Source organism: Morganella psychrotolerans (assembly GCF_001676155.1).
In the GTDB taxonomy this organism is placed as follows: Bacteria; Pseudomonadota; Gammaproteobacteria; order Enterobacterales; family Enterobacteriaceae; genus Morganella; species Morganella psychrotolerans.
The window spans coordinates 401559-426092 of the sequence record NZ_LZEW01000001.1; the positions used below are offsets into that span (position 1 = coordinate 401559).

General features: G+C 51.6%; 25 protein-coding genes and 1 pseudogene. 21 read left to right on the plus strand and 5 right to left on the minus strand.

Going from position 1 to position 24534, the window contains the following annotated elements; translation table 11 throughout:
* Positions 1-58 precede the first annotated feature (58 nt).
* On the plus strand, positions 59-490 hold the full coding sequence (locus tag AYY16_RS01920) for a GNAT family acetyltransferase (RefSeq protein ID WP_067361305.1): 432 nt from the start codon (positions 59-61) through the stop codon (positions 488-490).
* Between the two features lie 2 nt (positions 491-492).
* Here the strand turns inward: AYY16_RS01920 and AYY16_RS20725 are convergent, their stop codons facing one another.
* Positions 493-750 (minus strand): YgiW/YdeI family stress tolerance OB fold protein, encoded by a 258-nt coding sequence (locus AYY16_RS20725; RefSeq protein ID WP_235846184.1) that lies wholly within the window; start codon positions 748-750, stop codon positions 493-495.
* A 338-nt stretch (positions 751-1088) separates the two neighbouring features.
* Here AYY16_RS20725 and AYY16_RS01930 point away from each other — a divergent pair, with 338 nt between their 5' ends.
* Both AYY16_RS01930 and AYY16_RS01935 read left to right on the plus strand, forming a co-directional pair.
* On the plus strand, positions 1089-1682 hold the full coding sequence (locus AYY16_RS01930; RefSeq protein ID WP_067361310.1) for an RpoE-regulated lipoprotein: 594 nt from the start codon (positions 1089-1091) through the stop codon (positions 1680-1682).
* A gap of 102 nt (positions 1683-1784) precedes the next feature.
* Entirely contained in the window at positions 1785-2681 is an 897-nt protein-coding gene (locus tag AYY16_RS01935) for a Dyp-type peroxidase (protein WP_067361314.1), read from the plus strand.
* Between the two features lie 458 nt (positions 2682-3139).
* On the opposite strand, the gene AYY16_RS01940 is transcribed toward AYY16_RS01935, so the two are convergent.
* Positions 3140-4090 (minus strand): metallophosphoesterase, encoded by a 951-nt coding sequence (locus AYY16_RS01940; RefSeq protein ID WP_208020716.1) that lies wholly within the window; start codon positions 4088-4090, stop codon positions 3140-3142.
* An 895-nt stretch (positions 4091-4985) separates the two neighbouring features.
* Between AYY16_RS01940 and cysP the strand changes: the two genes are divergently transcribed.
* The 5 genes and pseudogenes from cysP to cysM all read left to right on the plus strand — a co-directional run bounded on the left by cysP (position 4986) and on the right by cysM (position 9735).
* Positions 4986-6002 (plus strand): thiosulfate ABC transporter substrate-binding protein CysP, encoded by a 1017-nt coding sequence (gene cysP, locus AYY16_RS01945; RefSeq protein ID WP_067361316.1) that lies wholly within the window; start codon positions 4986-4988, stop codon positions 6000-6002.
* Between the two features lies 1 nt (position 6003).
* A complete protein-coding gene (gene cysT / locus AYY16_RS01950; RefSeq protein WP_067361318.1) occupies positions 6004-6831 on the plus strand; it encodes a sulfate/thiosulfate ABC transporter permease CysT in 828 nt (275 codons plus the stop codon).
* Positions 6824-7681, plus strand: coding sequence for a sulfate/thiosulfate ABC transporter permease CysW (cysW, locus tag AYY16_RS01955; RefSeq protein WP_067361319.1), 858 nt, complete (start codon positions 6824-6826; stop codon positions 7679-7681). The genes cysT and cysW overlap by 8 nt, the downstream gene beginning before the upstream one ends.
* Positions 7671-8802: pseudogene (gene cysA, locus AYY16_RS01960) on the plus strand (sulfate ABC transporter ATP-binding protein). The gene cysW and the pseudogene cysA overlap by 11 nt, the downstream one beginning before the upstream one ends.
* Positions 8803-8853: 51 nt before the next feature.
* Positions 8854-9735 (plus strand): cysteine synthase CysM, encoded by an 882-nt coding sequence (gene cysM / locus AYY16_RS01965; protein WP_067361322.1) that lies wholly within the window; start codon positions 8854-8856, stop codon positions 9733-9735.
* Between the two features lie 97 nt (positions 9736-9832).
* On the opposite strand, the gene AYY16_RS01970 is transcribed toward cysM, so the two are convergent.
* The 3 genes from AYY16_RS01970 to AYY16_RS20730 all read right to left on the minus strand — a co-directional run bounded on the left by AYY16_RS01970 (position 9833) and on the right by AYY16_RS20730 (position 11347).
* Entirely contained in the window at positions 9833-10408 is a 576-nt protein-coding gene (locus tag AYY16_RS01970; RefSeq protein ID WP_067361326.1) for a class I SAM-dependent methyltransferase, read from the minus strand.
* Between the two features lie 513 nt (positions 10409-10921).
* Positions 10922-11104 (minus strand): DUF2526 family protein, encoded by a 183-nt coding sequence (locus tag AYY16_RS01975; protein ID WP_067361327.1) that lies wholly within the window; start codon positions 11102-11104, stop codon positions 10922-10924.
* Positions 11105-11221: 117 nt separating this feature from the next.
* Positions 11222-11347 (minus strand): hypothetical protein, encoded by a 126-nt coding sequence (locus AYY16_RS20730; protein WP_396672595.1) that lies wholly within the window; start codon positions 11345-11347, stop codon positions 11222-11224.
* 122 nt (positions 11348-11469) lie between these two features.
* Here AYY16_RS20730 and AYY16_RS01980 point away from each other — a divergent pair, with 122 nt between their 5' ends.
* From AYY16_RS01980 to tssK, 13 genes are read left to right on the plus strand one after another with little or no spacing between them, the layout of a single operon-like run.
* Entirely contained in the window at positions 11470-12756 is a 1287-nt protein-coding gene (locus tag AYY16_RS01980; protein WP_067361328.1) for a type VI secretion system protein TssA, read from the plus strand.
* A gap of 24 nt (positions 12757-12780) precedes the next feature.
* Entirely contained in the window at positions 12781-13299 is a 519-nt protein-coding gene (locus tag AYY16_RS01985) for an Hcp family type VI secretion system effector (RefSeq protein ID WP_067361331.1), read from the plus strand.
* A gap of 57 nt (positions 13300-13356) precedes the next feature.
* On the plus strand, positions 13357-13866 hold the full coding sequence (gene tssB, locus AYY16_RS01990) for a type VI secretion system contractile sheath small subunit (RefSeq protein WP_067361333.1): 510 nt from the start codon (positions 13357-13359) through the stop codon (positions 13864-13866).
* Positions 13859-15340, plus strand: coding sequence for a type VI secretion system contractile sheath large subunit (gene tssC / locus AYY16_RS01995; protein WP_067361336.1), 1482 nt, complete (start codon positions 13859-13861; stop codon positions 15338-15340). Before tssB ends, tssC begins: the two co-directional genes overlap by 8 nt.
* Before the next feature lie 50 nt (positions 15341-15390).
* Entirely contained in the window at positions 15391-16719 is a 1329-nt protein-coding gene (locus AYY16_RS02000) for a type VI secretion system contractile sheath domain-containing protein (protein ID WP_067361338.1), read from the plus strand.
* Complete coding sequence (locus tag AYY16_RS02005) at positions 16716-17141, plus strand: GPW/gp25 family protein (RefSeq protein WP_067361341.1); 426 nt, start codon at positions 16716-16718, stop codon at positions 17139-17141. Before AYY16_RS02000 ends, AYY16_RS02005 begins: the two co-directional genes overlap by 4 nt.
* Complete coding sequence (locus AYY16_RS02010) at positions 17134-17922, plus strand: type VI secretion system baseplate subunit TssF (protein ID WP_067361342.1); 789 nt, start codon at positions 17134-17136, stop codon at positions 17920-17922. The genes AYY16_RS02005 and AYY16_RS02010 overlap by 8 nt, the downstream gene beginning before the upstream one ends.
* The gene (locus AYY16_RS02015) at positions 17906-18883 is read left to right on the plus strand and encodes a type VI secretion system baseplate subunit TssF (protein ID WP_067361345.1); all 978 of its coding nucleotides are present in this window, start codon (positions 17906-17908) and stop codon (positions 18881-18883) included. Before AYY16_RS02010 ends, AYY16_RS02015 begins: the two co-directional genes overlap by 17 nt.
* Entirely contained in the window at positions 18880-19545 is a 666-nt protein-coding gene (locus tag AYY16_RS02020) for a type VI secretion system baseplate subunit TssG (protein WP_067361348.1), read from the plus strand. Before AYY16_RS02015 ends, AYY16_RS02020 begins: the two co-directional genes overlap by 4 nt.
* 23 nt (positions 19546-19568) lie before the next feature.
* Positions 19569-21827 carry an AAA family ATPase gene (locus AYY16_RS02025; RefSeq protein ID WP_067361349.1) on the plus strand — a complete coding sequence of 753 codons (2259 nt, stop codon included), beginning with the start codon at positions 19569-19571 and terminating at the stop codon, positions 21825-21827.
* Between the two features lie 16 nt (positions 21828-21843).
* A complete protein-coding gene (locus tag AYY16_RS02030; protein ID WP_067361352.1) occupies positions 21844-22758 on the plus strand; it encodes an FHA domain-containing protein in 915 nt (304 codons plus the stop codon).
* On the plus strand, positions 22755-23237 hold the full coding sequence (tssJ, locus tag AYY16_RS02035) for a type VI secretion system lipoprotein TssJ (RefSeq protein WP_067361355.1): 483 nt from the start codon (positions 22755-22757) through the stop codon (positions 23235-23237). Before AYY16_RS02030 ends, tssJ begins: the two co-directional genes overlap by 4 nt.
* Positions 23230-24531, plus strand: a complete 1302-nt coding sequence (gene tssK, locus AYY16_RS02040) for a type VI secretion system baseplate subunit TssK (RefSeq protein ID WP_162271033.1) — start codon at positions 23230-23232, stop codon at positions 24529-24531. The genes tssJ and tssK overlap by 8 nt, the downstream gene beginning before the upstream one ends.
* The last annotated feature ends 3 nt before the right edge of the window (positions 24532-24534 follow it).

Sequence of the window (24534 nt, forward strand, 5' to 3'; positions counted from 1 at the left end):
ACCGATCCCCGTTCCCGCCGGGGATTACGGGCAGCTAAACCGGCAAACAGGTGACAGTATGGAAATCCGCACATTTGAGCAAAGTGATTTTGAAGAGGTCGCTGCACTCTGGGAACGTTGTGATATGGTCACACCACCGGACGATCCGGAAACCGTGATTGAACGGAAAATGGCACACGATCCTGCGCTGTTTCTGGTGGCAGAAGTCACCGGAGAAGTGGTGGGCACACTGTTGGGCGGTTATGACGGTTACCGGGGTTATGCCTATTATCTGGCGGTTCATCCGGAATTTCAGGGGCGCGGTATTGCCAATGCGATGATAACCCGGCTGGAAAAAAAACTCCTGGCGCGCGGATGCCCGCAACTGCTGGTGACTATCCCGGACGATAATACGGCGACACTGAGTATGTTTGATAAGCTGGCGTATGACGAGTGTCAGCAGGACAGCCTGACATACAGTAAACGTTTGATTACGGACCCGGAATATTAACGTCAGGCCGGGTTTTTCACCACATCTATATTATCTGCCATGATCATAATAGTGTGGCGGTCTTTCTCCATTTCACCCTCAATACGTACTGTATCATAAGGTGTGATGATGGTTTTTCCCCATAATGCAGCTGAAATTTTTATTTCGACCACACCACTGTAATCAGCAAAAAGATAATGCTCAGGATCAAGCTGTGTCTGAATATTACCTTCCAGAATGACGCGGCTGTTGTCTTTGAGATATGGCAGTTGTTTGACCATAAAGCGCTGAGGTACGTCACACTTTACTGTGCTTTGGTGGTATTCATAGGCAGAAAAAAGACGGCAGAGCGACCGCATCATGATGCGATAAAATACCCGCAGATAATAACGCGGAAATCAGGTAAAAAGACGGTTTCATATAAGTCATTTTGCCATAATAAATCAGTTAGCCGGTTTTGTCTTTTATTGTGCAATAGGAGATATCTTATAGGAAATGATAATTTACAAAATCAGTAAAAATACGTGTTTTGATAAAAATATCTGATGTGAGAATTCAAAATGAATGTTTTGGCAATTCCGGAGTCAGATACCTGAACTGAAAACAAAGGAGTAAAGGAATGAGGCGTTATCAGGCAATGAAACTGGCGGTCGCCGCCGGTGCTGTACTTATGCTGAACGGGTGCAGCTCGTTTTCATGGTCATCATTATCGCCGGTGAGCTGGTTCAGCGGTAGCAGCCTGACTCTGACAGCACAAGGGGTCGGCGGTGTGAACAGCACCACATTGATGACAGAAACAGCCATAAATCACGGGCTGGAGGATAATTACACCCTGCGCAGCGGAATGCAGACAGAGCAGGGCGATATTGTGAAAATCTTTGAAGGCCGCAAAGACGGAAAAACACTGATCCGCCTTTCAGGACCGGAAAACGGCACTGTCCGGCGCATTGTTGTCAGTGATCCTGATATTTCCACAGAGTGGGATACCGCCGCAGGCACACTGTTCTCAGATATTTACCCGCAGGCTTCCGCCGGAGCCTGTACGCTGACAACTGAATTTGACGACAGCGCACAGGTTATCTGCACCGCACCACAAAGTAAGCGCGTGTCCTATGTCTTCCGCGGGATCTGGTTTGGTCCTGAGACGTTGATGCCGTCTGACGATATTCTGAAAAGCTGGACTGTCAGCCATATGGTTTGGTCGAATAAATAACCCGGAATAATGAGTGAACTTGCGGAATAGCAAAGTAATTTATCATCAGTGATTTATGATAAGACAATTTCGTGATTTGACTTTTGATGCAAAGGAAGCTACATGGCACATGCACAAAGCGGTATCCTGCCGGAACATTGTCGTTTCGGTATTTTTATTGAAGCCATCACCAAAGGTGATAAATCCGCAATCCGGACCGGGTGTCAGGTTTTTCTGGCGGCACTGAAAAAATTACAGACAGAGTTTCCCTCAGATCAACTGGGTGCAACTGTCGCATTCGGGCATTCAATGTGGCGTGAAATGAGCAGTAAAAGCAGTGCGCCGGAACTGAAAGATTTCCGTGAACTGGGACGCGGCCTGGCACCTGCCACACAGTATGATCTCCTGATCCACATTCATTCACAGCGCCATGATATTAATTTTTCGCTGGCACAGGCGGCGGTTGCCGCGTTCAGTGACGCTGTTGAGATTCAGGGTGAAACCCACGGTTTCCGCTGGACAGAAGATCGTGACCTGAGCGGATTTATTGACGGGACAGAAAACCCGGCGGGTGAAGAGCGCCCGGACGTTGCGCTGATCCCTGAAGGGATCGATGAAGGCGGCAGTTATGTTCTGACTCAGCGTTGGGCGCACAGTCTGAATAAATGGACGCGCTTCACGCAGGAGCAGCAGGAAAAAATGATTGGCCGTACCAAAGCGGACAGCACGGAGCTGGATGAAGAGGTGCGCAATGTCACCTCTCACGTCTCCCGCGTGGTTATCGAAGAAGAGGGTGAAGAACTGGCTATCCTGCGCCAGAGCCTGCCATACGGCACGGCAAGTGGTGAGCACGGGCTGTTTTTTATCGCCTATTGCGCCCGTCTGCATAACATTGAACAGCAGCTTCTGAATATGTTCGGTGAAACAGACGGTAAAGTGGATGATTTACTGCGTTTCAGTAAACCAAAAACCGGCGCTTATTATTATGCACCGTCTATGGATCAACTGAACGCGTTGTAATCATTTATACCCTTATTCATTCAAACTGCAGGTTCGTTGGCTGCGCTCAGATAGCCGGGTCACATAGTTTACCTATGCTCCCCGCCTATCCTCACTTGCCGCCTTCCTGCATCTTGAATGACGTTGGGTATGTATAATATCGGACTGGCCGGGATACTGTTACAGATAACACCTGCGGTCAGGTAAAGCAGCGATAACGGACAAGAGAACGAAAAGCGTCTGCGCCATGGATGGCGCAGCCGGGCGTACACGGATGTATTTACAGCGACTTTTCGTTTTGTCCGTTGTCAGCGGCTCCCCGGGCTTAATTAATAATCACTGTTTATCTTTGTTTTTTATCCTTACAAATACAAAGGTTAAATAACACTATTCCGCTGTACCTTCCCCTGAGGGATCTCCGGAAAGCAGACAGGCAATTACACAATTTAAATTGCAGCTTCTTACAGGCTTGCTTATTCTTAACTGCAACTATACGAATTACCAGTATCGGCACCAATCATCCCGTAATCTTTAATCAATTCTGGTGTTCCGGTAGAGCCATTGAAAGCTTTGACATTAACATCCTTATCTTTCACATCTATAAGGTAATAATCACCGTTAAACAAAGCGCCCGCAGTATATATCGGAACGTTACCATATACTTTATCGTCTTTAGCCCGGCAATATGATTGACTATGAGTGTGACCTAAAAATACCGCTTTAACATTATATTTGCTAAGCATAGATTTAAATCGCTGTTTCTCTGCATCACTTGACTTTGAGATAAAATGGTAGCTTCCATCATGAAAATTAATAATTGATGCTTTACCTATTTCATGTGCCTTCTTCAGGTCTTCTTCTAACCAATATAGTGATTTACCTATACTTACGACAGTAGATGCCTTATAAAACCGGACGTAATAAGTAGGATAGTTTTGTAGTTGTGCATAATGAATATCACCAAAATCCCAGGAGTAGGCCAGACTTCCTGATATAGTTCCGGTAAGTGAGTTTCTGGATGCATCCTTACTAAAGTTAACCAGACTTCTGGCGTATTTATTTAATTCATTAACCATTCTGTCAACAGCACTATAAGCGCAACTATTCTCGTAGCAATCGTTAACATTATTGGCATAGTCGTGATTCCCCAACCCTTCATAAACAGGGACTTGGTTTTTCTTGTAGACATTAGCATAGTCTTTGTATGTACCAGACCGGCCAAACTCGGTTAAATCACCGTTTACAATATAAAAATAAACGCCGTTATGAGACTTTATAGCCTGAGAGGTTTTATTATTGACGTCTAACCATGGTCCTCTGTTTTGTTTAGAGTTTGGATCACCTGTATGCAGGCGCCATGGTTGGGGGTCTGCTCCAATTATTGCTGTATAATTTTTTTTTATCGACTTTATTTTTAGCTCTTTCATCATTTGTTATATCTGTTGCATTAGCGAACATGCAGACCGGCAGAGCCCCGGCCATTAACATCGCTAAAAAAATATTTATTTTCATAGTTACGTTGTTCCTTTTTGCATTTTTAGTGAAATAAGATGATATTTTGGTCGATAGATATCAGGTGTCCGTTATCACACAACTCCACAAAATTAAGGTTATAAACCTTTTATTATGTATGGGGTTAATTTATCAGGCTAACGAGTTTTTTAATTAAATTAATATCTCCGCTATAAAAGTTGAGGTATTATAATAACAGCCGGATTTGATTTTTTCTGGGTTTTTATTATTTACTATGAATATGTTTTGTTTGTAAGTTGAATGGTAATTCATAACTTAGGGAGGTGCAAAATCAATATTTGATAAACCTCCTATATGAAAATTAAAAAAATATTTATTTTCAATAAATTAACGCCTGATCAATTATTAAAAAAATTATCATTCTATACACGTGAGCATTGAAGATACTTGATTTTATAATATTTGAGGATCATGCTCTATCTCATAAAAACAGAGCTGACCGCAAAACCTGATATTCTGTTTTTATTAATACGCTGAAGTAGCTACTGACATGTTTTTTATCCTTACAAATACAAAGGTTAAATGACACTATTCCGCTGTACCTTCTCCTGAAGGGGAATCTCTATCCTTTGTTTGCACACAACAAAGGAGGCGCTTATGTTCGAATTCTTCAGAGAAAATTGTTTTATACCCAACGTCATTCAAGATGCAGCCAACGAACCGGCAGTTTGAATAACATTGGGTATATATATCATTCCATATTGATATAAGAAAACAGTTATATTCACTATCCTGCTATATACAAACTGGCTAGAGTAATCCGTACTTGTCATCACAATAAGGAATGTCGCCGTGAAACAGTTCCCGAAAACGGTATTACCCGCTGGTTTGCTGATACTGACCACACTATTGAGCGGGGCCGCCAGCGCCGCACAACTGCTGAACAGCTCCTATGATATTGCCCGCGAACTGTTTACTGAACTGAATCCGCTGTTTGAAAAACAGTGGAATACGGCGCATCCGGATGATCCCCTGACTATCCGTCAGTCTCACGGCGGCTCCTCAAAACAGGCGCTGGCGATTTTGCAGGGTCTGCGGGCGGATGTGGTGACATACAACCAGGTCACTGATGTTCAGGTGCTGCATGACAAAGGGCAACTGCTTGCGGCGGACTGGCAGTCCCGCCTGGCGAATAACAGCTCACCTTATTATTCCACCATGGCGTTTCTGGTGCGCAAGGGAAACCCGAAACAGATAACGGACTGGGATTCCCTGCTGCGTGGTGATGTGAAAATTGTCTTTCCTAATCCGAAAACCTCCGGTAACGGGCGTTACACCTATCTGGCGGCAGAAGGCTTCTGGCAGCAGAAAAACGGAAAAAACAGCCCGGAAACCACAAAGAATATGGCAAAATTTCTCAGTCATGTGGCGGTATTTGACACCGGTGGGCGGGGAGCGACCACCTCATTTATTGAACGCGGGCTGGGTGATGTGCTGATAAGCTTTGAATCTGAAGTAAATAATATACGCCGTGAATATGGCGAAGATGATTATGATGTCATCGTGCCGCCGTTTAATATCCTGGCGGAATTTCCGGTTGCCCGTATAGATAAAAACACCGAACGCAATGGCACACAGGCAGTTGCGGATGCCTATCTGGCCTTTTTATACAGCCCGGCAGCGCAGGAAAAAATGATGCAATCTAACTACCGCGTGACAGACGCGGGAATTATGGCGGCAAACAAAGCGCGTTTCCCGCCGGTCAGGTTGTTCCGTGTTGAAACGCAGTTCGGTCCCTGGGCGCAGGTGATGGAAACCAGGTTTAATTCAGGCGGTGAATTCGATACGCTGATGGCACAAGGCCGCTGATATGTCGCGGCGGGTTTTACCGGGTTTCGGGCTTTCCCTTGGCTTTACGCTGCTCTATACCGGGCTGATTTTATTGCTGCCTCTGACTGCGCTGGTGATGCAACTGGCGCAGATGAGCTGGTCGCAGTACTGGAATGTGATCACAAGCCCGCAGGTGGTTGCCGCGTATGGCGTTACACTTAAAGCCGCGCTGGCCGCAAGCCTGTTCAATGCCGTTTTCGGCATACTGATGGCGTGGATACTGACGCGCTACCGCTTTCCCGGCCGCCGCATTCTGGACGGACTGATGGATCTGCCCTTTGCTTTACCCACGGCAGTCGCAGGGCTGACACTCGCCACACTCTTTGCGCCGGACGGCTGGTATGGACGTTTTTTTCACTCTTTTGATATCACCGTCGTGAATACCTGGGTGGGAATTGCAGTCGCTATGGCATTCACCAGTATCCCGTTTGTGGTCCGCACTGTGCAGCCGGTACTGGAATCGCTGAAGCCGGAGTATGAAGAGGCCGCAGAAACCCTGGGCGCATCCCGCCTGCAAATTTTTTACCGTGTTATCTGGCCGGAAATTGCTCCTGCGGCGCTGGCAGGGACTGTTTTGTCTTTTACCCGCAGCCTGGGTGAGTTTGGTGCGGTGATTTTTATTGCCGGAAATCTGGCATGGAAAACAGAAGTTGTCTCATTTTTGATTTTTGTCCGTTTACAGGAATTTGATTTCCCTGCCGCCACTGCGATTGCATCCGTTATTCTGATGGCATCGCTGGTATTGCTTCTTACCGTCAATATTATTCAGAGCCGTGTTGGTTTGCGGACAGGCGGGGCACATGGCTGATAATTTCCGTCGCCGCCCGCGTTTTGCGTGGCAAAAATGGTTGCTGATTGCCGCCGGGATGCTGCTCACACTCGGGATCTTAATTATTCCGCTTGGCTGGATTTTTGTGACCGCACTGTCTGATGGTATTGCCGGTGTCCTGAAAGCACTGGGCGAGGCGGATACACAGCATGCTATCTGGCTGACACTGATTGTTGCGTTGATCACCGTGCCGGTAAACCTGGTCTTCGGCACATTGCTTGCGTGGCTTGTTACCCGGTTTCGTTTTCCCGGTCGTCAGCTGTTACTGACGCTGGCGGATTTACCGTTTGCGGTGTCACCTGTTATCGCCGGTTTGCTCTATTTATTACTGTATGGCGCAAATGGCTGGCTGGGCAGTTTTTTTGAAGATGACCTTAATACACAGATTATGTTTGCGCTGCCGGGTATTGTGCTGGTAACTATATTTGTCACCTGTCCTTATGTGGTGCGGGAACTGGTACCGGTGATGCTCAGTCAGGGCGCGCAGGAAGAAGAGGCGGCGGTGCTGCTCGGTGCGTCGGCGCACCAGATTTGGTGGCACATTACCTTACCCAATATCCGCTGGCCGCTGTTTTACGGTGTGATCCTCACCAATGCGCGGGCGATAGGTGAATTTGGCGCGGTGTCTGTGGTATCAGGTGCTATTCGCGGTGAGACATTCACTCTGCCGTTACAGGTGGAACTCTTACATCAGGATTATCAAACCGTCGCGGCATTTACGGCCGCAGGATTGCTGGCGCTGATGGCTGTGGTGACACTGTTTATCCGCCACGGCGTGTCCTGGTATCTGGCTCGGCGGGCGTTGTCCGGGAGACATTATGAGCATTGAAATTACTAACCTTACACACCATTTCGGTGCAGACCCGGTACTGCGGGATATCTCACTCTCAGTCGCTGACGGCGAGATAGTGGCGCTGCTCGGACCCTCGGGCTCGGGCAAAACCACCTTACTGCGTATTATTGCCGGACTGACGTCCCACACCCGGGGGCAGCTTTATATCGGCGGGGAGGAAGTCTCACATCTGCCTGCCGGAGAGCGGCGCGCCGGGTTTGTTTTTCAGCACTATGCATTGTTCCGTCACATGACTGTTTTTGACAATATTGCATTCGGGCTGACGGTTCTGCCGCGCAAAAACCGGCCGTCAAAAAAAAGTGATCCATGAAAAAGTAACCGCTCTGCTGGAGAAAATACAGTTGCCGCATCTGGCTCAACGGTATCCCGCACAGCTTTCAGGCGGGCAGCAACAGCGCGTGGCGCTCGCCCGGGCATTAGCGGCAGAGCCGCGTATTCTGTTGCTGGACGAGCCGTTTGGTGCGCTGGATACGCAAGTCAGAATTGAGCTGCGCCGCTGGTTGCGTCAACTCCATCAGTCGCTGCATTTTACCGCTGTTTTTGTCACCCACGATCAGGATGAAGCCCTTGAGGTGGCAGATCGCGTTGTGGTGATGCATAACGGGCAGATTGAGCAGATTGCCGCGCCGGATACCTTGCAGGAAAATACAGAAAACCGCTTTGTGACCGAGTTTCTCGGGCAGGTAAATACCCTGAACGGTGTGATTACGGATAGCGGTATCTTACAGATTGGCGGGGTAAACCAGCCGGTCAGTCTCATGGCAGAACCCGGATTAGTGAGTGTGTTTGTGCGCCCGTGGGCGTTGACACTTAGCGCTGTTTTCTCACCGGGAAGTTTTGTGGCACAGGTGTGTTCTGTCCGTTCATACGGACATTACCGCAAAGCGATGGTAACCACGGCTGCCGCCGGACATGAGATTACGGTTATTTTACCGCAGGATGCCCCGGAGGTTATCAGCGGGGAGTCCGTCTGGCTGACGGCGCAGAGTGTCCGGGTATTTCGCGGGGAGGATGAACTGATGTGGCAGACACAATCTCAATCTGTTGCTGAGAACGCTGACTGTTTTCCGCGCATGACAATAAATCCGGTGACATGACCGGGGCTGTGGCAGTATGGTTTGAGCTTACTTATTCAGAGGCAGAAAAACGTGGCATCGATCAGTAATGTAATCGGCAATACCCCGCTTATCCGGCTCGCCCGGCTGAGTGAGGGCACCGGGGCAGAAATCCTGGTAAAAACAGAGGGTAATAACCCCGGTGGCTCAGTAAAAGATCGCGCGGCAAAAAGCATGATTGAAGGTGCGCAGGCGCGTGGTGAAATTTGTCCGGGAGATACCCTGATAGAGGCGACCAGCGGAAATACCGGGATTGCGCTGGCAATGATCGCGGCAGTCAGAGGCTATAAATTAAAGCTGCTGATGCCGGAAAACATGAGTGCGGAGCGCCAGGCGGCAATGCGTGCTTACGGCGCGGAGCTGGTGCTGGTCAGCCGTGCGCAGGGTATGGAAGGGGCGCGGGATCTCGCGCAGCAGATGGCGGCGGCGGGTGAGGGTTATGTGCTTGATCAGTTTAATAACCCGGATAACCCGCTGGCGCATTATCAGACAACCGGACCGGAAATCTGGCAGCAGACAGACGGGCGCATCACGCATTTTGTGTCTGCAATGGGTACCACCGGGACGATCAGTGGTGTGGGGCGTTACCTGAAAGAAGTCGCACCACAGGTGAATATTACCGGGCTGCAACCGGCAGAAAACAGCCAGATACCGGGGATCCGCCGCTGGTCGCCGGGTTACCTGCCCGGTATTTTTCAGCCACAACTGGTGGATGATATTCTGGATATCACACAGCAGGAGGCGGAAAGCACCATGCGTCAACTGGCGCAGCAGGAGGGGATTTTCTGTGGTGTAAGTTCCGGCGGGGCGGTTGCCGGTGCGCTGAAGATTGCACAAACACAGCCCGGAGCTGTGATTGTGGCGATTATCTGTGATCGCGGAGACCGCTATCTCTCAACCGGCGTTTTTGGCTGATAATCAGCGCAACAATCTGTTCCCGCTACTCAGTGCCGGTATTTCATGTGGACAGAAAGGCAGAGATACCCCGGCGTTATCGGAGTATCGCGGGAACTTAATGATTAATTTGACGTTTTTTCGGCGTACAGATATACACCCACGCCGGAGGCACATTAAATAACACACGCTCTTTGCGGAAATGAAAGTAGCGGTGCAGGTATTTCTCAAATTTAGTGGTGTACTGGAACAGAATAAACTGCCCGTCACTGACTTCAATATTATCGCGGACCGCTTTCAGAATACGCAATCCGGTGCGGCGATCGATTGAGAGAAACGGCAAACCGGAAAAAATAACATTATACGGGCGGCTCAGTTTCTCTGCGGAATCCGAAAAAATGCCCAGCCGGTCATCCTGAAATTTATTCAGCAGACTGACAAAATACGGGTCAATTTCATAGGCATCCAGGTTTGCCTGCGGGCTCATCTGTTCCAGAATCTGGCGGGTGATAACGCCGGTTCCGGCACCCAGTTCAGCAAAATTCTGTGTGTCTGCCCAGTTAACGTGACGAACCATTGCGCGGCACAACCAGCGGGATGACGGCGCAATGGTCCCCATCGTCGCAGGTGAAACAATAAATTTGCGGATGTACGCGTAATAACTTCGCAACGGTGAATAATCTGATACTTCCATAGGTATTCCTTACAGGCTCTGCCGGTGTTCTGTGCAAGAGAACATAACCCAAAACATATTTCCGCCCGGGATTGCTGCCGGGACGGTGCATTGGCAAAAATTAACTTATCCATGTTTCGGAATAAGCAGAACAGGAATCCTGACGGTAAATAGTCACGTCAGTGAAACATCTTCATCATATTCTCATTTCTCCTGATTCTCCATAGGGAATACGTGGATTTTTTCGCCGTCATAATATTAGGCTCTTTTTTTTTATTTTTTATTAAATATCATTGTGTTATTGGCCATATTTCAATAGAAAATCAAAAAAACGAATAAGATTATTTTGTTATAAATAAGAATGATATGTCCGGAATGGTACGGTTTCAGGCAGACCTGTCATCCGGATAATGATATGTGACAAAGGAAATACAGCTACATTAAATAATGATGATGCGTGCGGGAAGTGTTTTAACATGACACTCTGCGCCGGATGATTATTCTATATAATATCCGGCACAGAATATAAATTAACTAGTGATGTACTTTTCCATGATCCATAATCGCCTGGCGCAGACGCTGTTGCAGTTCATAACGCTGTTCGTACGGCAGCGGGTTAGCGTCACCCAGGCTAATCATTAATTCATTCATTGCAGTGATATTGTTGCTCTCAATCGCTTTTTCCACGGCAGCTTCACTCTGTGCATAATCACTCATCTGTTTTATCCTTCTCTTTCTGGTTTTGATGGTTTTATCCTACCCGAACGGCGGCGAAAACGTTAGTACAAAACAGGTGTCATCAGGCGGCATGATCATGATGATGAGGGGGTGTTATCAGCGGGGGCAGACCATAAGCCGCTCTTGCGCGGTCATTTCCACCGGCACCACACCGCCGGTAATATCTGTTTCCCCCTGATAAAATGAGACGCGGAAACAGGCACAACAGGCTCCGCACAGCATACAGGGATTCGTATCTGTATTTGTTTATCTTTTAAAGAGATAAAATAAACACGCGTCATAAGTAACTCTCCGCCATAATATTCTGCTCTCTTCTTCGCCGTAAACCTAAAAAATCCCCCCGCATGGCTGACAGTGATGCCCGTTTAAGTATGGTTTACTTTCTGCATCCGAAAACACAGGCGGAAGGCGAAGGGAAGCGAATGAAATTGTCTCAGGATGAGCGCAAAGCACTGTTGTTGCCAATCAGTGAAACACAGCCGCAGGGGCGCTATTTAAAGGCAGACAGTAGTCTGTACCGCCCGCTGCGTAACCTGTTTAATATTGCACAATCCTCATTACGCAAGCTGTTACAGCAAACAGAGGCAGAAGACCGGGCGCTGCATCAGCAGATGATGCTCAGTGATCAGGCGGCGCTCGCCGATGCGCTTTTCCCTGTACTACGCTGTACCGCCCGCGATTTAAGCCTTACCGGCTGGTTTATCAACAGTCAGATTTTACTGGACCCTACCCTTGAGGCACTTGAACTGTGCCTGTCCTGGTTTTCGCAGCAGATAACCGCGCACTGGGAATCGCTTCCTCCGCAGCATTGTGATGATGCCGGTGCCGGAGAGAGTAAATTGCAGGAGCTGGCACTGTTTATGGGGTCAGGGACGGAAAGCTGCCTGTTTTACAGTGCGGTTTTACTGCTGCCGGTGACAGATGACATGGCGTATTACCACTATCTGCAACAGCAGCGCCGTGCCCAAACTACGGATTTTCCGCCACTGACACCAGACGCCCGCGCGGCGGCACGTCAGCGCATTGATTTTCTTTCTGCCTGCCTGGCGCACTTGCAGCCACTGGTGCCGTTCTTTGCTGCTCAAAATAGTACGACTGATGTTTTCCCCGGTTTTTTTATTAATTTACTGACTGACTACCGGCTGGCGGTGATGACAGTCTGCGGGCTGCCGTTATCTGAAAAACAGGCGGAAGAAAGCCCTCCACAACCTCATACAGAGCCGGAGACTGTCGCAGAAAAATCCCGTCCGGCGCAGGCAGCACCGCATCCGGGTATTCCGGATTTACAATCGCTCAGCCAGCGTAATCACTATAACCGGGATGTGGCGTTGCATCAGTTACGCGACATTTCGCTCTATTTCAGGCGGAGCGAGCCGCACAGCCCGCTCTCCTATCTGCTGGAAAAATCTATCCGCTGGGGTCAGATGTCGTTATCTGAACTTTGGCAGGAAATTTTACTGGAAGATAACAGTTCATTACTGGACCGGATTTTTTCTCTGACCGGACTGAATGAAATACAAATGGCCACACTGCCTGAGCTCGGTAATGCGCCGGGTTCAGCAGGGGATAAGGCTATGGATAAAAACCCGGACTCACCGGCGGATGCCCGTAATACGGCACTTCGCTGGTAATTACAACACATAATAAGGATAGTTATGGCCAGTATTTATATGCGGATTGATGGTGTCGATGTTAAAGGCGGCGCAACAGTTATCGGGCTGGACGGAGCCGGCTGGTTTGCCGTGGACTCCTACAGCTGGGGCGGCACGCGCAATGTGGCAATGGATATCGGTAACGGCAATAACGCCGATTCCGGAATGGTTGCTATTCAGCCGGTGAATGTGGCGAAGCAGATTGATGGCGCATCGGAAGATCTGCTTTCATTTCTGTTTAACCCCGGCAAAGAGGGCAAAACAGTGGAAATCGCATTTACCAAACCTGAAGCTGATGGTTCAGGCGCGAAAGTGTATTTCCAGATAAAACTCTCCCATGCACGGCTTATCGGCTACAACGTCAGTGGTTATGACGGTGCGCAGCCTCATGAAATGATCACCTTTTCGTATGTGGAAATTTCGCAGAAACATGCCTACGAACTGGAAGGTGGTGAGCTGAAAGAGGGCGGTATCGTGACCTACAACCTGCCTCAGGGCAAATTATTGTCCGGCGCGAAGTAAACCTGAGCGGGAAGCCTGCGGGCTTCCCGTTTTATCCACTGCGTAAAGGAGAGCGATATGGCAATTAACGCGCAACATAAGCGGGTCAATAAAAACCGCGTCAGTATTACCTATGACGTTGAAACAAATGGTGAATCAGAAAACCGGGAATTGCCGTTTGTGGTGGGGGTGGTCGGGGATTTCTCCGGTCATAAATCTGCCGATAAAAAATGCGCACCGGAAGACCGCGAATTTACCGGTATTGATAAAGACAATTTTAATGATGTGATGGCGCAGATTAGCCCGGAGCTGACATTCAATGTCGATAACACTTTGTGTGATGATGGCAGTGAATTTCCGGTAGAACTGCGTTTTCAGTCAATGGCGGATTTTCATCCGGAAAATCTGGTGGATCAGATAGCGCCGCTTAAATCCCTGGTTGATACCCGTAACCAACTGAAAACATTGCTCAGCAAGGCTGACCGCTCCCGTGATCTGGAGCAATTGCTCAAAGAGATATTACAAAATACGCAGGCACTTGAATTGCTCTCGTCAGAATTGGCGGTAACGGAGGGCCGCAATGAGTGAGTCACTACAGGCGCAGGCCGCCGGGCAGGAAACAGTTTCTGAGCTGAGTTTTCTGGATCGCGCGTTGCAGGCGACCGTCCAGACCCCGCCGGATACCGCGCGGGAACTGATGACCGCACTGACACGCCAGGCAATGGAAGGCACGGTGAGCTGGGATAAAAACCTGACACTCACGCTGCGCAATGCGATTGCCGCGATCGACAATAAAATTTCAGCGCAGTTATCAAAGGTGATGATGTCACCGGACTTCAGGCGGCTGGAAGGCAGTTGGCTTGGTTTGCAGAAATTAGTGAAAAACAGTGATTTGGGCGCAGATTTAAAAATCCGTCTTGCTGATTTTACCAAGACAGAACTGCTGCAACAGTTTGAAAATGCCCCGGCGATTGATCGCAGCCCATTTTTTAATCAGGTGTATCAGGCGGAATTCGGCACCGCCGGAGGACAGCCTTACGGCACACTGCTCGGGGATTTTGAATTCGGCTACGGTGAAGAAGATGTCGCCCTGCTGCGCTATATGGGCGAAGTGGCCTGTGCATCTCATGCACCGTTTGTTGCCGCCGCCGGTCACACCATGTTTGATTTTCCGGCATTTACACAGTTTGCGGACGGCAAACCGGTTGCCGCCGGTTTTGATGCCCCGGCGTATGCGGCCTGGAATGCATTCCGCGCATCTGATGAATCCCGCTATGTGGCACTGACTCTGCCGAAAACCCTGGCGCGCACACCTTATGGTGCGAACGGTACGCCGGTCAGCGGTTTCAGTTTTGAAGAACTTCCTGTGCGCGAAGATGGCTCGGCACGGGTGTCGTCACAGGATCAGTTTGTCTGGAGTAACGCGGCGTATGCTTACGGGCTGTTGCTGACAGATTCGTACCGCCGTTTCGGCTGGTGTACGGCTGTCCGTGGTGCGGAAAATGGCGGCAAAGTGGAAAATCTGCCGAATTTTATTTATCGCAATGATGCCCGCGACACGGTGCAGATGTGTCCGTCACAGGTCAATCTGACGGATGAGCGGGAAAAAGAGCTGAGCGACCTGGGTTTTCTGCCGCTGGTTCATTATAAAAATGCTAATTATGGCGTTTTTATGGGTGCGCAGACGGTTCATAAACCTAAAAGTTATACCGATCCTGCCGCCACCGCGAATGCGGCAATTTCTGCCCGCCTGCCTTATGTGATGGCGAGCAGCCGTATTGCGCAGTATCTCAAAGTAATCGGGCGTGACCGTATCGGCTCAAATCTCTCGGCGGCGGATGTGGAAAAAGCGCTGAGCCGCTGGATCCATCAATATGTGAATCCGAATGCCATCGGCAATGAAGCCAAAGCGACCCATCCGCTGGCAGAAGCCAAAGTCACCGTGAGTGATTTACCCGGACGCCCGGGCATGTACGCTGCTGTTGCGTGGATACGTCCGTGGCTACAGATGGAAGCGCTGAGTGCGTCTTTACGGATGGTGGCCGATATTCCGGGCGGCTGATTTAGTAAGAGAAATATTCAGGAAAGGAATAGTCAGGAAAAGGAAGACGGATGATGACGGAGTATCAGGCGGGTACAGAGCAACAGGAGCACAACCGGCTTTGCGCCCTTATCGGGCAGTGGATCCATCTGATTGACCGGCGGTGCAGTACGCAGTTACAGCAGGTACTGAATCATCCGCAATTTTGTGCACTGGAAGCCCGCTGGCGCAGCCTTCAGCATCTTACCGCCCTGGTCAGCCGGTCCGGGCGGGTGATTATCCGCCTGCTTGATTTAGCATGGGCACCGCTGGCGCGGGATTTGAATACCGCCTTTGAGATCCGCCATACCCTTTTGTACCGCCTGTTGTATCAGCGGGAGCTGAACACGGCGGGCGGCACACCCTTTGGTCTTTTGCTGGTGGATCACCCGCTGGTCTTTACCGGCTGCGATGAGTATGACGAACTGTATACCGCTACCCGTCTCGCGGAGCTGGGCGAAGTCTCACTCTGCCCGGTTATCATGGGGACAGATCCGAAATTTACCGGTGATGACCTGCATTGGTTCACGGCTGACCGGGAACGGATTGCCAGGATACTCAGCAGCGACGATTACCGCCTGTGGGAAAAGTTACGTTGTCACGAAAGTGCGCGATTTTTATATCTGACATTACCCCGCTTTTTAGTGCGTTATCCGCATACCGCACCGCGCTGCGGATTTGTGTATCAGCCGGATAACCCGGCAGGCGGAGAATTATGGGGCAACGCGGCCTGGCTGCTGGTCATGAATGTTATCCGTGAATTTGAGCGGATAAGCTGGTTTGGTTTTCTGCGCAGCTATGACGACAATGCCACTCAGGGTGCGATCATAGCCCCGCTGACCGGCGGGGACAGTTGCACGCCGCCGGCTATCATCACCGAAACCGATCTCGCCTGTGAGCAGGACAGCTTCTGGGGAGAGCAGGGACTGACTGCCTGTACCTCCCTCTATCTCAGCGGGCAGTACGGTTTTTTCAGTCATCACAGTGTCTGGCAGCCGCCCGCACCTCACTGGCGGCAACTGACAATGTTACAGACCAACCTGATGGCCTGCCGGTTTGCGCATGCCATCAAAGCGCAAATCCGCGACAAAATCGGCAGTTTTGAAACCCTGGCGGCGTGTCAGCAGTCAGTCGAGCGCTGGCTGAAACAGTATGTCAGTGATGTGGATTACGGGGAGGAAGCCATTATGGCCGATTATCCGCTGCGTCAGGCCGGTGTTGAAATGAGTGCTGATGCCGCAGACCCGACCCGCTACCGGTGCCGTATCTGTCTGCAACCACAGTATCAGTATGATATCAGCGAAGCAAAAGTGGATATCGCGCTCTGGTTTACGCGCCCGCAAAATGAGGTGCTGTCGTGAGTCTGCTTGAGCGCCTGTGTCATGATGCGGACGATTTGCCGTATCTCAGTGATCCTTACCGCTCCGTTGTGGCGCACCTGTATCAGATTATCAATGCCCGCGCGCCGGTCTGGCCGGGTCAAAAGCCTGCGGCGCGGGCAGGCGGAATAACCACGTTCGGGCTGAGTCACCTGCTGCGCTCGCAGGGAAAGTTTCATCTCACTGTTATCACTCAGGAAATTGAAGCGCTTATCCGGCTTTATGAACCCCGTCTGCAACAGGTAACGGTTTGTACCGGATTGCAGGCGTATCAGCAGCATCAGGTCAGTTTTGAGATTACGGCACGGTTGATTGACGCGCTCGGCGGCGGAGAACTGAGTCTGCAGGCGTGCCTGGATTTTAATACCGGGCAGATGATAAGCAGCGGGGACAGTCATGCGTAATACGACACTGCACTATTTTGAACAACAGCGGCGTCTGTTACAGGAAGGGCTGGCTGAATTTACCCGGCTGCATCCGCATCAGGCGCAATTACTGGGGATCGGATACCGGGAAATCACAGATCCGCAATTGCGTGCGCTGATTGACGGCGTGGCATTTCTCAACGGGCTAACCGCACAACGGCTGGATCGTATTGCGCCGGCGCTGACGGAAACGCTGATCCGCATGGCATTTCCTGATTATTTACGCCCGGTTCCGGCACTGATGCCGGTGATATTCACGCCGCAACCGGAAGCGATGCAGGCAACAGAACTCCCGGCGGATACGCCGTTCAGTACTCAGAGTCACACAGGGGAAACGCTGTACTGGCGGACACAGGCGCCGCTGACACTTCTGCCGCTGGCACTGACGGCACAGCAATTTATTGCGCGGGACACGGCGTACCGGGAAAACGGACACATGTACAGTGCGTCCTGTTCGCTTCTCCTGACACTGTCGGTGACCGCACCCGGCGTGACACTGGCGGCGCTGCCGCTCTCTTCACTGACGCTGAATTTTACCGGAGAAGGTGAAGCGCCGTGGCAGGCAGATGACACTGTTCACCGCCTGTGTGCGGGGATCCGCCTGACCGCCGGGGAAACCGTCCTTTTTTTTACCGGCACATATTTGTCACCGTCTGCCCCTGAGCCACAGCGCAGAGACAGGCGATACGGTCAGTGCACTGCTGTATCATGCATTGTGGCGCCCGGAGCGCCACACCGGGGTGATGCTGCAACTTGGTGATGTCCTTACTCACTGCCGTGAACGGACATTCAGCCTGGAATTTCTGTTCCGTGAACTGCCGCCTGATCCGGCGGTATTTGATCAGAACAGTACGATCACACTGTTCAGTGCGGTACTGACAAATTGTTTCCCCCATCAGACTGAGCCGCTGCGCATTACCCGGGATACCAATCCGCACCGGATCTGCACAGACACACACGCGGATTTCATTCTGCATTCTGTGGAAGAAGTGACGGATATCAGCACGCTGCCGTCTGCCACGGTCGCGCAGTTGTATCATGAAACCGCAGGTATTCCCTCCCGCTGGTACTGGCAGGCGGTGTGTGCAGATGATGGCGCGGTAACTCATCTTAATGCCATACGGTCTGAGCCGCGGACAGACGGCGAAACAGAAACATCCGGACTTTGGGTGCTGCGCACAAGGGTAACTCAGGGCGCGGCAGCCACCCGTTGCGCGGTAACGTCGGCGGTAAATTCCCTGCGGGCAGAGCCGCTGGCGTACCGCGCGTCGGCAACGCAGCGCCCGTTACTCACCCCGCTGATATCGCAACCGGACCCGGACGCGCTCTTTATGCATCACCGGCACACGCGGTTGTCTGATCTTATCCGCAGCCCGCAGGGCGCGGCACCACTGAAAGCCTTACTTACTCTGTATGACAGACAATCCGCACCGGTGCTTTCCCGCCTGATAGCGGCAATTGACGATGTCACTTCCTCGACCGGGGTTACTGTCCGTTTTTATCAGAACACCCCGCTGACTCTCACCGGACAGCATATTACGGTCACACTTTCACAAAGCGCCCCGGTTGCGGGAACGGCATTTTTTGCCGCATTGCTGGAAGCGGTTTTTATTGTGCTGAGTGATGATGATGAATTTATACAACTGACATTGCGCTGGCAGGAAAATGTGCGTGAAGCACATCACTGCCCGCTGAGATTGTCTGCTGAGATGAACGGATGAAGCGGCGTAATCCCCCCGGGCTGCTCGGCTCTGATGGTGTATTGCCCCGCTGTATTACCGGGCGGGTGGCGGAATACGCACAGGTGCATCAGCAGTGTGCACCACAGGATTTTTTCCGTATTTTTGATAAATGCTGCGACACATTACAGAGCAACATTAATAAAAAACAGCGGGTTACGGCTGATTCCACACCAGAGACATTACCCCTTACCCGGCTGTTACAGGGACTGATGCCTGAAGACAGCGTTTGTTACCCGGGAATAGGGATGACCCTGAGCGGCAATGTCCGGCTGCGCGCACTCAGCAGGCTGGCATCGGCTTATTTTGCACAGCGGACCGACTTTCACTATGCGCCGCCTGTCCGCGTGCCGTATACCCCGCGCGCGGGAACAGAACGGCTTCTCGGCGGCGGGGCGATGCTGGGCAGCCATTGTCTGCTTCGCACCGCACATCTGGTTATGACGATATATGCAGACAGTCTGCGGGTGTATGACGAGTGGCAGCCCGGCGGGCTGCGTGACCGGTTATGCGGGCAATTTCTCCGCACCTTTCTCCGCCGTCCGGTTTTGTGGCAGGTGATTATCCGCCCGTCAGCGGCACTGATACTCCCTGCGCAACTGGCTGTTACGCCATCATTATTGGGACGGAATATCTGTCTCTGACAAGGATCTGACAAGGAATAGTTATGCTGGCTATCGATTTAAACCATTTAATCAAACGGTTATCCCCTGAACTCATTACCACACTGGAAGAGGCGGCACAGGAATGTGTGCGCCGTCATCACAGTGCCATCACGCCATTGCACTGGTTTCTGGTAATAGCGAAACGGCGTGACCTGCACTGGTGTGCGGCGCAGGGCGGGTCACCGGTGCTGCAAAATTGTTTGCATGATGCGCTGGCGGCATTAGTGCCGGAGGCAAGTACCTCGCCGGTTTTTGCCCCGGCACTGATTGAGCTGATGAAAACCCTCTGGCTACATACTTCGCTGAATCAATGCGGGCAACGTATCAGCGATTTGCATATTTTGCAGGTGTTACGCCAGCCCGCCGCGTGCCCGGGAATACCGGCAGCGGTAACAGCGTGGGCGCAGGAGGTTGATCCCGGCTGGCTGGCGGCACAACTGAAAACCCTGCCGGAAGCGGATGTTGCCCCCGCGATCAGTATGTCAGCCCCGGAAACACTGCTGGAAACCATGTGCGACCTGACGGCACTTGCGCGCGCGGGAAAACTGGACCCGGTTATCGGGCGCGACAGTGAAATCCGGCAGATGCTGGATATTCTCTGCCGCCGCCGCCAGAACAGCCCGATCCTGGTCGGGGAGGCAGGTGTCGGAAAAACCGCCATAGCAGAAGGTCTGGCTCAGCAAATTTGTGACGGACAGGTTCCGGCGCGTTTACGCGGCTGCGAAGTATGGGAGCTGGATTTGACTGCATTGCAGGCAGGTGCGGCGATGAAGGGTGAGTTTGAGCAACGCCTGAAAAATGTACTGGCAGAGATCCGCGCCGGGAGCACACCAAAAATTATTTTTATCGATGAAGCGCATACCCTGGTTGGTGCAGGCGGCAGTGCCGGGCAGGGAGACGCTGCCAATATTCTGAAACCGGCACTGGCGCGCGGTGAATTCAGGGCAATAGCCGCGACAACCTGGTCGGAATATAAACAATTCATTGAACCTGATCCCGCGCTGACCCGCCGTTTTCAGCCGGTAAAAGTCGCTGAACCGGATGAATCCGTAACACTGAGTATTCTCAGTGCGCTGCGCCCCGTGCTGGAACAACATCATGGTTTGCCGGTAACCGACGCGGCACTGGCGGCGGCTGTGCGGTTATCTGTCCGTTATCTGCCGGAACGGCAATTGCCGGACAAAGCGATCAGCCTGCTGGATACCGCCTGCGCCGGTCTTGCGGTATCGCACTCAGTCACACCGGAGGATGCTGCGGATGCCGTGGATGAAACCCATATTGCGGCGGTTATTGAAATGTGGACGGGCATTCCCGCCGGACATCTGGCGGGGGATGAAATCACCAGGCTGACAGAGCTGGAAAGCCGCGTGGCAGAGCGGGTGATAGGTCAGACAGCACCGGTTGCCGCTATCGCGCAGGCTATCCGCATTGCGCGTACCGGGCTGAATAACCCGGCGCGTCCGCAGGGTGTTTTTCTGATGTGCGGGCCGAGCGGTGTCGGGAAAACCGAAACGGCGCTGGCAATGAGTGAAGTGCTCTGCGGTGACGAACGCCGGGTGGTGACACTCAATATGACCGAATTTAAAGAGCCGCATAAAGTCTCCATGCTGCTCGGCGCACCGGCGGGCTATACCGGCTACGGCAAAGGCGGGGTACTGACGGAAGCCGTGCGGCGCAATCCGTACAGTATTTTACTGCTCGATGAAATGGAAAAAGCGCATCCCGCTATCCATGATGTGTTTTATCAGATTTTTGATAAAGGCCGGATCACCGACAGTGAAGGGCGTGAAATAGATTTCCGTAACACGGTCATCATTATGACCACCAATGCCGCCGACAGTGACATTGTCGCGCGCTGCCGTGACGGGCGTCCGGGGGTGAATGAACTGGTACCGGCGATTTTTCCGGTTCTGCTGCACCATTTCAGACCGGCGTTTCTCGGGCGGACCACCATCATTCCGTATTATCCCCTCAATGACGATGAAATGACTGCCATTGCCCGGCTGTCACTGGACAAAATAGGCAAACGTATTCGTGAAACGTATCAATGTGAATTCAGCTATACGGATGAATTAATAACGTATCTGTTATCGCTGCCGTATTCAGCAGAAACCGGCGCAAGAGCTATTGAGCAGGGGCTGGCGGGTAAACTTCTGCCTCTGATTGCCGAAGCTTGTATTAACAAACACCGGCAGGAGACTGCCATTACCCGGGTTTCATTATCTGTCATTGATAATGAGCCTGATGTTTTTATTGATTAAGCGCAGGATCACAGCCATGTCATTAACGATTCGGATAATCAGCTCACCGGATGATCAGGGAAACCGTCCGTCACAATACTATTTTGATGGTAAAGACGGCACCATCGGCCGGGATGCGCAAGCCGATATTGTTCTGAATGATCCGCATGCGCATATTGATGATATTCATGCCACGCTGCGTTGTACGGAAACGGGCTATGTGCTGACAGACAACAGCCGTGACGGCATTTTTATTAATAATAATCCGCAGGCGCTGGGCTGCGGGCTGCATTATGCGCTACAGGACGGGGATATGCTGGCAGTCGGCTCATTCCGGCTGCTGGTGTCCTGTTTTATGCCGCTGAACACGCCACAGGCCTTACCGGCGGAGAATGCCGATGATGAAGCCGCTCTATGTGGATTATTCTCCCCGGAAGATAACGCGGCACATTTTGCAGACGATCCGTTTCTCAGTACTGAACCGCCTAAAAAGCCGGAGCCTCACGAGATCCGCTACCGCTTTTCCGCCGTCGCCAGACCCTATTCCCGTCCGGCACCTGAACCAGAGCCTGAGCCGGAACCCGATGTGATACCTGTTTCTCTTGTCAGTGAACCGGCACCGGCGTTTTTTCCTGATGACGCGCCCGTTGAGCTGCCGGATACAGAGACACTTTCACCGGAGCAGCTCAGTCGTGAAAAACTGGCGCTTGTCCGGATACTGTTGCCGGAAATCAGCCGGGCACTGAGCTATGCCGCAGATAAAGTGATCCGCGATATTTCTCCTCTGCACATGACCGCGCTGTGCCGTGATCAGAAACTGGCGAAAAAAATCGATTACTGGCAGGCCTACCAGCAATTTTTCAGCCGGCAGACAGCTGATAATCAATTGCAAAATAAGCTTATTGATTATTTTCGCAGTGAATTTTACACACAGATTATTGAGTCAGTATGAGGCGGATAATCAGCGTTATCCTGTTTTTCTCTGTACTGACAGGACTGACTGCCTGCCGGAGTCTGACATTACCGGAAAGTGGGGTGCTGCGGGTGGCTGTCCGCGCACAGGAGAATATTAATCCGAATGCGGATAACCGGCCTGCACCAATCGTTCTGCGGATTTATCAGCTTAACAGTGATGAAATTTTTAACCGAGAACCCTTTATGGCGCTCTGGCAGCATGATCAGTCACTGCTGAAAGAGCAGTTGCTGGCAAAACGCACCACCGGGCCTGTTTATCCCGGCAGTGACGAAAATCTGCTGCTGCCGTTGCAGGCGGGAACCACTCACATTGGTGTACTGGCGGGCTTTGCAAGAGCCGGTGAGGCAAAAAACAAAATAGTGGCAGCGGTGCTGCCTCTGCCGGTCATGCTGATGTCGCTGCATCTGGACGGACTGACGATGAGTATGACTGCCGGAGCGGATGCTGATGAATGATGATGCAGGCGTCTGGTGGCAGGAAGGGCTGTTTTTACAGCCCGCTCATTTTCAGCAGGAGAGCCGCTGGCACAGCCGCTGTCAGCGCGACAGTCTGATGCTGATAAGCGGCGGGGCACACGGTTTTTCCCGGCTGGAAACGGATGAGTCGTTGCTGAGCGCAGGTAAACTGACGCTGTTGCAGGCGCGGGGTGTGATGCCTGACGGTACACCGTTTGTGCTGAATTCGCCGCTGACAGCCGATCTCTGCGGGCTGAACGGTGATATTACTTTCTGGCTGACATTGCCGCTGACATCTGCGGCAGACCGCTTTGTTGCCTGTCCTCTCAGTGTAACGGATTGCTGCACTCCGCAAACACAGCCGCCGGTGATGATGAGTGTTGCGGCACTTAATCTGCAACTGAAAAGTGATTCACAGCGGCGTGATGATGAAACGGCTCTGGCGGTTGCACGTCTGCATTGCACTGACGGCAGCGCCCGCGTATCACCGGAACCTGATTTCTGTGCGGTCACTCTGTTTGTGCAGGATAACCCCTGGTTATGCCGTCAGATGGACGATGTACGCACGTTGTTACAGCAAAAGCTGCAACGCCTGCATGATACCCTGGCACATCTGCGCAAACAGGCCGGATACCAGACAGACGGCACCCGGGAAACGGCATTCCGCCAACTGATGCCGCTGTATTCGCAACTCCCGGCGGGAACACAGGGCGACAGTATGACGCCCCGCGAATTCTACCGTTTTTGTCTTCAGTTACAGTCGGTGTTGTGCGCGCTGGTCTTTACCTGGCCTGCGCAGGCGCAACCGTGGCGTAACGATGACCATTTCAGACTCTTTTCACCCTGCCTTGAGGCACTGAAACAACAGCTATCCCCGCAGGACGGCACACAGGTGCAGACACTGACATGGGATACGCAGTTGCTGGCATCCCGCCGGTTATTACGTGTTTCGCTTCCCGCAGATGCGCTGTCAGACCATTGCCGCATCATTCTTGAATATGAAGATGATACCCGCACGCAGGCAGATACCGCACTGATCGCCCGCTTGTTAAAACTGGCGGGAAACAGCCAGATAGCGGCCTGTGTGAATAACGGGCTGACCGGGATACCTCTGCTTGCGCTGGCGGTGCCGCCGGACGGGATCCGCAGACGACCGCAGGCAGTCTGCTTTGAGCCTGACAAACGCAGCCCCTTGTGGGCGCGGCTGGTACAGCAGGACACCGTGCTGGCACTGCATATTGATGGTCAGCTGCGTAATTTCACACTGAATGCTTATCTGATTACCGGGAGGTAACCC